Origin of the sequence: Lutimaribacter marinistellae (genome assembly GCF_042648365.1) — a bacterium.
GTDB classification, from domain to species: domain Bacteria; phylum Pseudomonadota; class Alphaproteobacteria; order Rhodobacterales; family Rhodobacteraceae; genus Lutimaribacter_A; species Lutimaribacter_A marinistellae.
On sequence record NZ_JBHRXI010000017.1, the window covers coordinates 204,055 to 215,302 of the forward strand.

Here is an 11,248-nt window from a genome sequence, read left to right on the forward strand (position 1 = left end):
TTCGGGTCAGGTGCCGCGCGATACGTCCCCCAATCGAACCTCGCCCACGGCAAGGCGGGCAAGCAGGTCCACATGCACGTCGAGGGCATCGACAACACGGTATCCCGGATCTTGCCCGTCGAAAGCAAGGTTGAGGTCGGTTCCTGCCAGGACGACCGCCTCCGCGCCGAGGTCCGAAACCATTCGCTGGCCGGCCTCGATGAAAAGGGTGCGTTGTTCGGGGCTGCAATACCCGGCAACCGCCATGTCCTGGTAGGTCTGGCCGAGGTGTTCGATTTCTTCTTCCAGGGCTAGGGCCCGTGTCTGTTTCAATTGACCGTAAAGCTTTGTGCGCATCACCACGCGCGTCCCAAGGAGGCCGACGGTCGTCAGTTTTTCGGATACGAAGAAGTCATCGAGCGGCTCGACGGCGGAAACGAGGGGCAGGGCAGAGATCGGTATTGTCTCCTCGAAACAGAAGTGACCGCCGAGAGAGGTGATCGCGGCGCAATCCGCGCCCGCATCTTTCAGCCGTTGGATCAGGCCTGCATAGATTTCTGCCTGGTTTGCACGGTCATCTGCAAGATTGTTGCGGATGAGTTCGCGCACATCCGCGTGCACGATTGTTATCTCGGTGCGCATGTTGCGGGCCTCGATAGCCGCGACAAGCCGCTGATAATAAACAAGCGTCGCGGCAACGCCGATCCCGCCGATCAATCCGATATGCATGTGCTGCTCCGTTCGGGGACACGGCGGGCTTGATGGAGCGCGCTGCGGCCGCTGTCAACGTGATGGAATCACAGGATCACGGACCGGCAATCGGAGATCCGCTGTTCAACCGCCTCACGTGACAAGGCTGCGCGGCGTTCATCGAAGCTGTAGTCCGATGCCGCGAGCAGACTGGCGATTTCCGACCAGCCCCGATTGCGCCAATGGCGTGGCAGATCTTCGGGTACGCCCTCCTCCAAGGCCTCGGGCAGTACCGTGTCGAGAAGAAGCGAAAACATCGCGCTCAACTCTTCGGTCTCTCCGGCATTGGCATTTCTATGCGCCCGCTGCCGTGTTGCCAGTGCCGCTAGGCGTCCTGAACATGTTGCGAACAGCTCAGCCCGTTCAAACGAACGCGCAGGCAATGCAAAGGCAGTCGAAGCCGCGATAATCAGGGCCACACCGCCTAGGAAGGGGGGTATTCGTGCCATCATGTAACAAGATTATGACGATATCGCTTAGAGTCAATTAGTATATACAAAAGATAGCGTTTCGGCGGTTGCGCCGATGCGTGCCTGCAACGGCCGGCGCAAAGAAAAAAGGCGCCCGAGGAGGCGCCCTTGGTCTCACAATTTTTAATCAGCTGTCATCCGAGGCTGACATTCGCCGCGCTCTCAGGCAGTTCCTCGTCGAAACAGCGCTGATAGAACTCGGCAACGGTCTGGCGCTCCAGTTCATCGCACTTGTTGAGGAAGCTCAAACGGAAGGCATATCCAACGTCACGGAAAATCTCGGCGTTCTGGGCCCAGTTGATGACCGTCCGCGGGCTCATCACCGTGGACAGGTCGCCGGACATGAAGGCCGTGCGGGTCAGGTCGGCCACGGTAACCATCTGGCTGACCGTTTTGCGCCCCTGTGCGGTGTTGTAATGCGGTGCTTTCGACAATACGATCATCGTCTCGGCATCATGCGACAGGTAGTTCAGCGTCGCCACCAGCGACCACCGGTCCATTTGCGCCTGGTTGATCTGCTGCACACCGTGGTAAAGACCCGTCGTATCGCCCAGGCCAACCGTATTCGCCGTCGCGAACAGGCGGAAGCAGGGGTTGGGCGTAATGATCTCGTTCTGGTCGAGCAGGGTCAGCTTGCCGTCATGTTCCAGAACGCGCTGGATCACGAACATGACGTCGGCACGGCCCGCATCGTACTCGTCGAAGACGATCGCCACCGGGTTGCGCAAGGCCCACGGCAAGATTCCCTCGTGAAATTCAGTGACCTGCTTGCCGTCGCGCAACTTGATCGCATCCTTGCCGATCAGGTCAATCCGGCTGATATGACTGTCGAGGTTCACGCGCACGGCGGGCCAGTTCAGACGCGCCGCAACCTGTTCGATATGGGTCGATTTCCCGGTCCCGTGGTAGCCTTGGATCATCACCCGGCGATTGTGGGTGAAGCCTGCGAGAATCGCCAATGTGGTGTCGTGGTCGAACTTGTACGTGTGGTCGATTTCAGGCACGCGGTCGCTGCGCTCGGCGAACCCTTTCACGTGCATGTCCGAATCGATGCCGAACACCTCGCGGACGGAGATCTCTTCGGTGGGTTTTGCCTTCATGTCGATCGCGCCGTCAGCCATGCCTGGTGTCCTTGTCCTCTTGCCCGTTCGCGGGCCACAGCCCGGGGTGGGATGCACCATAATGCGGACAAGGGCAAGGGCAAGGGGCCGCACGGTCCGATATCGAACCGAGGGGCCGGGCGGTCCCGCGCGGAATTATGACCGCAGTTCTGAGCGCAGGCGGCGCAGGCTGCGCTCGTCCACGAAGCGGGGCGTGCTCGCCATGTAGTCGCGAAAGGCCTGTCCATAGCCCTCGGCAAGCCAGCGCTCCTCGTTCAACACGAACAGGAAATAGAGCAGGAACAGGATCCCGGCGAGCATCAGCGTCGTCCAGGACCCCGAAGCGATACCAAGCCCGACGGTTGCCAGCACCGACGTGACATATTGCGGATTGCGCGAATAGGCATACATGCCGCCGGTCACCAGACCGTCCGCCTCGCAATAGGTATTGTCGAGGCCCAGCAACCTGTATCCCCATAGCGTTATCCCGAAGGCCAGCACCATGACGGGCACACCGATCGCGTAGCGCAGCCAGTGGCCCCAACCATTCACGCTTACCTCCAGCAGGGCGAAGACGACCGTCGCCCCGCAGAACGCGCGAAAGAGACCAAAGGCAAGCTGGTGACGCCAGCCCGAGGCCGAGGGCCAGAAGCCAAAGCTTTGCCGGCGAAGGTTCCAGGCCAGCAATCCGCCCAGCAAAAGCGCGGCGCAAAGAGCGAGGGCAAGGGTGGCGGAATGGGTATGTATCAGGGGCATGGTCGTGCTCCTTGCCTGTCATTGAACCGAATAGCCGACCGCGCTCCGCACGGCACGCCCCAGCGCTAACAGGTGAATGTAACGAACACGCTTCGACCGTGGGCGACGGTGACAAGGCCGCCGATCGGCGTGTAAGCTTTGCTTGGGGAGGCGCTCATGGAACGAAAACTGGCCGCAATCCTTGCCGCGGACGTGGTTGGCTTTGCCGGACTTGTCGCACAGGAGGAAACGGCGACACTGGAACGTGTTGAACGCCTACGCCACGATGTCATCGGCATGCAGGTCGGTGCCCATCGGGGGCGGGTGTTCAAGGCGATGGGCGACGGGTTTCTCGCCGAGTTCTCGTCAACCCTCGAAGCCGTCCGCTGCGCCGTCGCCATCCAGCGAACTCTCGCACTCCAATCCGCGCGGGGCGCAGAACCGCAACTGCGCGTGCGGATCGGCGTTTCGCTCGACGATGTGGTGGTGCAGGGCGACGATCTGCTGGGCACCGGTGTGGCAAATGCAGTGCGCCTGCAATCCATGGCGGATCCCGGTGGGCTGGCCCTGTCAGCCGAAGTCATGTCGCATGTGCGCGGCCGGATGGATCTAGAGATGGTCGATTGCGGCCACAAAAAGGTCAAGGAAACCGATGCGCCGCTGCACGTCTACAAAAGCGGCAGGTCCGAAGGGGCGGCCAGTGCGGGCCTGTTCGATTTCGATCCGGGTGCACTCAAGGCGCTTGTGGTGACCGGCGGCTGCCTTTGCGGCAAGATCCGGTACGAGATCGACATGCCCGCGATTAGTTCCGGCTATTGTCACTGTCGCTTTTGCCAACGCTTCACCGGTTCCGCGATGAGCGTCTGGACAGCTTTCCCGTCTGCCGGCCTTCACCTCGTTAAGGGAGAGCCGCGCTTCTTCGCCTCTTCGCCGATTGCCGAAAGAGGTTTTTGTCCGGATTGCGGAGCTGCCCTGTTTTACCGGTTGGTGCGCCCACAGCCCGCAGCATATGTCGTGGTGTTCAAGGGCTCGCTGGATGCGCCCGAGCAAAACGCCCCCTCTGCGCATAGCGGTGTGGAAAGCCGGATGCCGTGGCTGGAAATCCTTGATGATCTGCCGCGCACGACATGCGCCGAATCGCGGGTTTTGCAAGAAGCCTGGGGATCGGTCGGGTTGAAGGATCCGCAGGAGTGGGGGCCGGGGGTCAAGCCGTCGGCGCCCTTCTGAGCATTACTTGAAGTTGCGGCTGTCCTTGATCTGATCCCAGGCCCAGACGACTTCCTGCAACTGTTCTTCCTGGCTGCGGTCGCCACCGTTCATGTCGGGATGCAGCACCTTGATCAGTTTTTTGTACGCCTTGCGCACCTCGGCCTTGGTCCAGTTGTCCTTGGCTTCGAGGATTTCGATCGCGCGTCGTTCGGTCGGCGGCAGGCGGCGCCCGCCACCATTGGCCGAGCGGCCGGGGTTCTTCGTGGCATTCTGACCCAGAACCTGGTGCGGATCCTCGATGCCCAGACGCGCCCATGCGCGCGCCTCGGGGTCGCCCAATGGCTTGGTCTGGCGCTCCCAGACCTTGTCCTTGGACATCTGGGCGTTCATTTCCGCCTCGGTGGTGCCTTCGAAGAAGTTCCACTGGTTGTTGTACTCGCGCACATGCTGCTGGCAGAACCAGTAGAATTCGTCCAGCACATCGGGCGCCTTTGGCGCGCGGTACTTGCCCGGTTGCTCGCAACCCGGGTGATCGCAGATTCGGGTCGAGGTTTCGGATGCGCCCGACATGCCACGACGCCCGCGAGGGTTCTTCTTCTTGGCAGAGGAGACGGACATATCGAACCCGAACGGGTCTGGTTTTGCCATGGCACTCATCCTTGCGGAACTTGCTTTTCGACTCGGAGGCAGCAGTTTAGTCTACCGGGCCGAAGATAGAAGAGGGGCGGCGAAGATTTTTCCCGCCCGTTACCACGGGGGCAGGATCATGGGCATCACCGAAGAGATAAAGAACAGGCTGGCGGCAGCTTTCGCGCCAAGCGAACTGGACGTCGTGGACGACAGCGAGCGTCACAGGGGACACGCGGGGTATGTAGAGGGCGGTGAAAGCCATTTCAACGTGCGCATCCGATCGGCCGCTTTCGAGGGGAAATCGCGGCTGGAGCGACACCGCGCTGTCCATGCCGCGCTGGGCGATATCGTGCCTCGGATCCACGCGCTGGCGCTGGACATCGACACATGACGCGTACGGCCGGTCAGTCTCTTGGCCGGTCCTCCGCCTCTTCCTTCTCCGCTTCCTGCTCGTGCTCTTCGCCGGACTTGTTCGACGCGACGACACGCAGGGGCGGTTCGTCGGCATCTTCATGGATATGTTTCGGCGCCTCGAACGCCGCGGGGCCAGGCACCGGGCGCAACCCGGGAATGGCGGGGCGATCCTGCGCCGGGTCCGGGGCAGGCGCCGGAACGGCCGGCTCATCCTCGGATGCAATCGGTTGCGCAGCCTCCACGTCTTGCGGCCGGCGGAACACCAGTACATTGCGCCAGTTGACGACCGAACCCGTAAGGCCGGACCGCTCGTCGCTGGGCAAGAGTTCGGCGCGCTGAAACTCCCAGCCCGCTGCTCCCATCTCGTTCAAGAGTTGCTCGACGGTCAACGCGAACCGCCCCTCCGGCGTTTTCACGGTTTTGGCCTTGGTGCCCTTGGTGGGCGCGGGAACGACCTTGTACTCATACCGGATCATGCGGTGCCTCTCTGCTCTGTCGCGCCGCATATAACCGTTGAGCGGGCAGCTTGGCCAGAGCCGCCCGGCGGAACCTCGCAAGATCGGCGCGCATTTGCGGGCCGCGAGGCAATGGGAAAGCCCGCTTGCGGCCCGTGGGCGAGTTTCCTAACGTCGCCCCAACCTTTCAGCAGGAGCGAGAACGCATGCGCGACGCGGCCCCCACAACCGTCTACCTCAAGGATTACACCCCGTTCGGATACCTTGTGGACAGCGTTTCGCTGACCTTCGATCTTGTGCCGAACGCAACGCGTGTCACGGCGCGGATCGCGTTTCGGCCAAACCCCGAGGCGCAAGACCGAACCTTTTTTCTTCATGGCGAGGGGTTGAAGCTGATCGGCGCGCAGATCGACGGGCAGGATGTCAAACCGGAACTGACCGACCAGGGACTGACCTGCGACGTACCGGATGGTCCGTTCCTTTGGGAATCCGAGGTCGAGATCGACCCGGCCAACAACACGGCCTTAGAAGGGCTTTACATGTCAAACGGCATGTATTGCACGCAATGCGAGGCAGAAGGGTTCCGCAAGATCACGTTCTATCCGGACCGGCCCGATGTGATGAGCACCTTTACCGTGCGTATCTACGGCGATCTTCCGGTAATGCTGTCCAACGGCAACCCGAGCGACAGCGGAGATGGCTGGGTCGAATGGACCGACCCCTGGCCCAAACCCGCCTATCTGTTCGCGTTGGTCGCGGGCGATCTGGTGGCCCATTCCGACCGTTTCACCACCGCGTCGGGTCAGGAGGTTGACCTCAACCTCTGGGTCCGTCCGGGGGACGAACACAAATGCGCATTCGGGATGGAAGCACTGAAGAAATCGATGCGCTGGGATGAGGAAGTCTATGGCCGCGAATACGATCTGGACGTGTTCAATATCGTTGCAGTCGACGATTTCAACATGGGCGCGATGGAGAACAAGGGCCTGAACATCTTCAACTCGGCCGCTGTTCTGGCCAGCCCGGACACCTCGACCGACGGTAACTTCGAGCGGATCGAGGCGATCATCGCGCACGAGTATTTTCACAACTGGACCGGCAATCGCATCACCTGCCGCGATTGGTTCCAACTCTGCCTCAAGGAAGGGTTGACCGTCTTTCGCGACAGCCAGTTCACCTCGGACCTGCGCTCTGCTCCGGTAAAGCGGATCAGCGACGTGATCGACCTGCGTGCGCGCCAGTTCCCCGAGGATAACGGCCCGCTGGCGCATCCGGTGCGGCCTGAAAGCTTTCAGGAAATCAACAATTTCTACACCGCTACCGTCTATGAGAAGGGCGCCGAGGTCATCGGGATGCTCAAGCGTCTGGTCGGTGATGCCGCCTATGCCGAGGCGCTCGATCTCTATTTCGCCCGCCATGACGGGCAGGCCTGCACGATCGAGGACTGGCTCAAGGTGTTCGAGGATGTGACAGGCCGGGATCTGGCGCAGTTCAAGCGGTGGTACAGCCAGGCCGGCACGCCACGTGTCGCCGTCGAAGAGCGCTGGGCGGAAGGCACATATACCTTGACCCTGACGCAAAGCACGCCGCCCACGCCGGATCAGCCCGACAAGGCACCACAGGTGATCCCGGTCGCAGTGGGTCTGCTGGGACCCAACGGGGACGAGGTGCGCGAGACGCAGCTGCTCGAACTCACCGAAGAGCGGCAAAGCTTCACCTTCGAGGGGCTCGCCGCGAAACCTGTCCCGTCGATCCTGCGCGGCTTCTCCGCGCCGGTCATCCTTGACCGCGAAACCACGACCGAAGAGCGCGCGTTCCTGCTCGCCCATGACACCGACCCGTTCAACAGGTGGGAAGCGGGCCGCGCCTTGGCACAGCATACGCTGCTTGACATGATCGTAAACGGGACGCCGCCCGAACCGGCCTATCTCGACGGCATCCAGTCGGTACTGCGCGACGAAGCGCTCGACCCGGCATACCGCGCGCTGATGCTGGGTCTACCCGGCCAGTCGGAACTTGCCGCTACCTTGCACGAGCGTGGCCATACACCTGATCCCATGGCCATCTGGCAAGCGGTCGAAACGCTGCGCCAGACCATGGCCGAACATCTGCAAGACCTGCTGCCGCGCCTTCATGCCGAAGCGCAGGTCGACGCGCCTTATCGACCCGATGCCGAACAATCGGGCAAGCGGGCGTTGGGCAGTGCGGTTCTCGGCCTTATCAACCGCATCGACGGGGGCGTTCTGGCAGCCGAGGAGTATGGCAAGGCCGATAACATGACCCTCCAACTCTCAGCGCTCGGCGCGTTGATCCGCGCGGGAAAGGGAGCAGGGCAACTGGCCGCGTTTTACGATCAGTGGAAAGACGATCGGCTGGTCATCGACAAGTGGTTCGGATTGCAGGTCTCTCTGGCCGAGCCTGCGGATACGGTAAAGGTGGCTGTACACCTTACCCGGCACGACGATTTCAACTGGAAGAACCCCAACCGATTCCGCGCTGTTCTGGGTGCTCTCGCCATGAACCATGCCGGCTTCCACCATGAAAGCGGTGCGGGATACAGCCTGCTGGCGGATTGGCTGCTGCGGCTTGATCCGGTCAACCCGCAGACCACGGCCCGGATGTGCGCCCCGTTCCAGACATGGAAACGCTACGATGCCAAGCGTCAGGAGATGATAGCGGAACAGCTTGACAGGATCGCCGCGGCGCCGGGTCTGTCGCGCGACACGACCGAGATGATTTCGCGCATCCGGGGGGCCTGAGCGATGCGCCGGGTTCTGCTCATCACCGGAGCAAGCGCCGGGATCGGTGCCGCAACAGCGCGGCTGGCGGCTGCGCGCGGCTGGGATCTCGCGCTGAATTACCGCACGGACCGCGCCGGGGCAGAAGCGGTTGCGCAAGCCGCCGAAGAGGCCGGCGCGCGGACGGTCCTGTGTCCCGGTGATGTCGCGGACCCCGCACAGATCGAACAGATCTTCGGTGTGATCGATGCAGGTTTTGACCGTCTCGACGGGCTGGTGAACAATGCCGGCATCGTCGACATGACGGCCAGCGTCACGGATCTGACCCATGACAGGTTGCGACGGATGTTCGACGTGAACGTGATCGGCGCGATCCTTGTCGCCAAGGAGGCCGTGCAGCGCATGCTGGCATCCGGGCAAGGGGGCAGCATCGTCAACATCTCGTCCGCGGCCGCACGACTTGGTTCAGCGAACCAGTATGTCGACTATGCCGCCAGCAAGGCGGCGATCGACACCTTTACCAAGGGGCTAGCCGACGAGGTTGCCGCGCGTAACATCCGGGTCAACGCGATCCGGCCGGGGCTGATCGAAACCGAAATCCACGCCAAGGGTGGGGAGCCCGACAGGCTGCACCGCCTGACTCCGAACGTTCCGATGAGGCGCGCAGGTACCGCCGACGAGGTCGCTCGCGCCATTCTGTACCTGCTGTCCGACGAAGCCTCTTACGTGACGGGCACGACGCTCGACGTGACCGGCGGGCGCTGATGGAGCCCTTGCGGTACACACGCCGCAACCGGTCGCCGCGCAACGTCGCCGTGGTCATTCTGTGGCTGGCCGGTCTGGGCGCGCTTGGTCTGTTCTTTGGTGCGGCATGGTGGTTGCTTGGCCTTTTGGCCGTGCCTGTCTTGCCGCTTGTCTGGGATATCTGGGCGGACACGGCGGCCGGTCTAGAATTGGACGACGCCGGACTACACTGGTTCAGTGGGCGGCGCCAAGGTACCGTCGGCCTGTCCGAAATCCAGCGCCTGCGATTTGACACGCGCTGGGATTTCTCGGTGCGCGTGACACTGATCCTGACCGGCGACAAACGCGTGCGGCTGCCGCAAGAGGCGACGCCGCCGCACCGGGCGTTCGAAGCCGCGCTTCAGGCGCGCGGTCTTGACGTCGAAAGGCACCATTTCACCGTCTTCTAAGCGGCTCTTTGCCGAACGCGGCGGTCCCGCCCGGTTTTGCCCCGAAAATGGGCCCGGAGCATCCAAAGCGCGTCACGATAGCGCCCAAATGGCAAGGCAGGTTCATGGCAGCCCCAGAGTCGAAAAGGTCTGCGACACCAACATGTTGAAAACGCCTCGCCGGATATTCGATACAGTACGCGGCAAGCTGCGGTCATCCCCTGCCATGCAGGCGTGTCCCGCCCGGGCAGACCTGCGCCGGCTCGAAGATCACCTTTCGATCCCGACCGCCGGCGAAAGCGCTGATGACGTGGCATGCGACGCGGCCATCGCAAGGGGGCAGTTCCTTGCCCGGCAAGACCGGTGGGAGGAGCTTTCGCACGCTTTGCAAGCTGCTGACTCCACGCGGGAAAAGACGCCAGGAGGCACGCCGGTCGCGGACTTGCTGGCTTATGGTGCGCGGGCAGACGTGGTGCGCGCCTCGGAACAGGGCATCGCCGAGGGGCTTCCAGCCAACAGTGCCCCCTTGATCGGTGGGATCCTGTCCTTTGAACGGATACGCGAAGGGCACCGGACAGACCCGATGATCGCTCTGGTTATTGCGCTGGCGCATATCGATATCGCCTGGGCCTGGCGAGGCAATGGGTGGGACACGATCCTGCCGCCGCTCAACCGCGCCAGAAGCTCGGCACATTTCGACCGCGCGGCCGATCTCCTAGCCCCGCACCACGCGGCAGCCGATCATAGTCCGATCCTTGCTGCTGCGCGATGTGCGCTCCATTCGGGCCGGCGCCTGCCCTCGGCAGGTTTGGCGGATGCTTATGAAAAACTGATCGACCTCGACCCAGAAAACCCGCGTCCGATGCGCTCGCTGGGAAGTCATATGCTGCCACAATGGTTCGGCAATCATGCCAGGCTCGAGCTCGAGGCTCGCCGCACTGCGGCGCGTACCCAGGCGTCATGGGGGGCGGGAGGATACACATGGGTTTGTTTCGACGCCATCGCACAGGATGATGGCGCCTGCGCACAAGTGGATGTGGATTACTTCACCGACGGGCTTCAGGACATCGTTCGCAGGCGGCCCGACCAGCTGACCATCAACCGGCTGGCCGCCTATTGCGCCGTGACCCTGCGCGCGGGAATGGGGCTGGATGAAAAAGCCGATCTCGCCCGAGCCAGGATCTGCGATGCCGCACGCTGGCTTATTCGCGAACACGTAAGCGTTCTGCACCCCTTGATCTGGGCACACGCCGCCGAAGGGTTTGACAACAACCTCGTCGTGACCTCGCCTCGCCGGTTCGCGGCTCGCGGTCGCGCTGATGCCATCCAGGCCATTGCCGAACAATTCCGTGAAGAAATCCGTGAAGGTTTCCGCGTGACATTCACCGAAGACGGTCCGCAGTTCGACCCGACCTGACGGATCGGCAAGGGCTCCCGCCCCTTTGATCCGCATCTGCGATGCGCAGCAAAGCGTTGGGCCGGGCCGCGCGCCTGCGGCGCACGGCGGTCGGAGCAGGGCGATCGGTGTTCGTTCTCTCACCCGCGCCGCGCGCTGCGCGGCGCCCGGCCCAACGATCGGGTACGCATCGCAGATGC

At 62.6% G+C, this 11,248-nt stretch carries 12 protein-coding genes; 6 read left to right on the forward strand and 6 right to left on the reverse strand.

What is annotated here, in order from left to right; translation table 11 throughout:
* Nucleotides 1-6: 6 nt before the first annotated feature.
* The 4 genes from ACFORG_RS17485 to ACFORG_RS17500 all read right to left on the reverse strand — a co-directional run bounded on the left by ACFORG_RS17485 (nt 7) and on the right by ACFORG_RS17500 (nt 3,055).
* The gene (locus tag ACFORG_RS17485) at nt 7-708 is read right to left on the reverse strand and encodes an aspartate/glutamate racemase family protein (RefSeq protein ID WP_386736820.1); all 702 of its coding nucleotides are present in this window, start codon (nt 706-708) and stop codon (nt 7-9) included.
* A gap of 68 nt (nt 709-776) precedes the next feature.
* Nucleotides 777-986, reverse strand: coding sequence for a hypothetical protein (locus ACFORG_RS17490; protein ID WP_386736821.1), 210 nt, complete (start codon nt 984-986; stop codon nt 777-779).
* 347 nt (nt 987-1,333) lie between these two features.
* Nucleotides 1,334-2,320, reverse strand: a complete 987-nt coding sequence (cobS, locus tag ACFORG_RS17495) for a cobaltochelatase subunit CobS (RefSeq protein WP_386736822.1) — start codon at nt 2,318-2,320, stop codon at nt 1,334-1,336.
* A gap of 135 nt (nt 2,321-2,455) precedes the next feature.
* A complete protein-coding gene (locus tag ACFORG_RS17500) occupies nt 2,456-3,055 on the reverse strand; it encodes a methyltransferase family protein (protein ID WP_386736823.1) in 600 nt (199 codons plus the stop codon).
* A gap of 156 nt (nt 3,056-3,211) precedes the next feature.
* Here ACFORG_RS17500 and ACFORG_RS17505 point away from each other — a divergent pair, with 156 nt between their 5' ends.
* Complete coding sequence (locus tag ACFORG_RS17505; RefSeq protein ID WP_386736824.1) at nt 3,212-4,261, forward strand: GFA family protein; 1,050 nt, start codon at nt 3,212-3,214, stop codon at nt 4,259-4,261.
* Nucleotides 4,262-4,264: 3 nt separating this feature from the next.
* On the opposite strand, the gene ACFORG_RS17510 is transcribed toward ACFORG_RS17505, so the two are convergent.
* Complete coding sequence (locus ACFORG_RS17510) at nt 4,265-4,891, reverse strand: DnaJ domain-containing protein (protein ID WP_386736825.1); 627 nt, start codon at nt 4,889-4,891, stop codon at nt 4,265-4,267.
* A 118-nt stretch (nt 4,892-5,009) separates the two neighbouring features.
* On the opposite strand from ACFORG_RS17510, the gene ACFORG_RS17515 reads away from it, so the two are divergent.
* Nucleotides 5,010-5,264: a BolA family protein gene (locus ACFORG_RS17515; protein WP_386736826.1), complete on the forward strand. Its 255-nt coding sequence runs from the start codon at nt 5,010-5,012 to the stop codon at nt 5,262-5,264.
* A gap of 13 nt (nt 5,265-5,277) precedes the next feature.
* Here the strand turns inward: ACFORG_RS17515 and ACFORG_RS17520 are convergent, their stop codons facing one another.
* The gene (locus ACFORG_RS17520; RefSeq protein ID WP_386736827.1) at nt 5,278-5,763 is read right to left on the reverse strand and encodes a DUF4177 domain-containing protein; all 486 of its coding nucleotides are present in this window, start codon (nt 5,761-5,763) and stop codon (nt 5,278-5,280) included.
* 185 nt (nt 5,764-5,948) lie between these two features.
* Here ACFORG_RS17520 and pepN point away from each other — a divergent pair, with 185 nt between their 5' ends.
* From pepN to ACFORG_RS17540, 4 genes are all read left to right on the forward strand, one after another.
* Entirely contained in the window at nt 5,949-8,501 is a 2,553-nt protein-coding gene (gene pepN / locus ACFORG_RS17525) for an aminopeptidase N (RefSeq protein ID WP_386736828.1), read from the forward strand.
* Nucleotides 8,502-8,504: 3 nt separating this feature from the next.
* Nucleotides 8,505-9,245: an SDR family oxidoreductase gene (locus tag ACFORG_RS17530; protein ID WP_386736829.1), complete on the forward strand. Its 741-nt coding sequence runs from the start codon at nt 8,505-8,507 to the stop codon at nt 9,243-9,245.
* The gene (locus tag ACFORG_RS17535; protein ID WP_386736830.1) at nt 9,245-9,673 is read left to right on the forward strand and encodes a hypothetical protein; all 429 of its coding nucleotides are present in this window, start codon (nt 9,245-9,247) and stop codon (nt 9,671-9,673) included. The genes ACFORG_RS17530 and ACFORG_RS17535 overlap by 1 nt, the downstream gene beginning before the upstream one ends.
* Before the next feature lie 88 nt (nt 9,674-9,761).
* Nucleotides 9,762-11,069, forward strand: coding sequence for a hypothetical protein (locus tag ACFORG_RS17540; protein WP_386736832.1), 1,308 nt, complete (start codon nt 9,762-9,764; stop codon nt 11,067-11,069).
* The last annotated feature ends 179 nt before the right edge of the window (nt 11,070-11,248 follow it).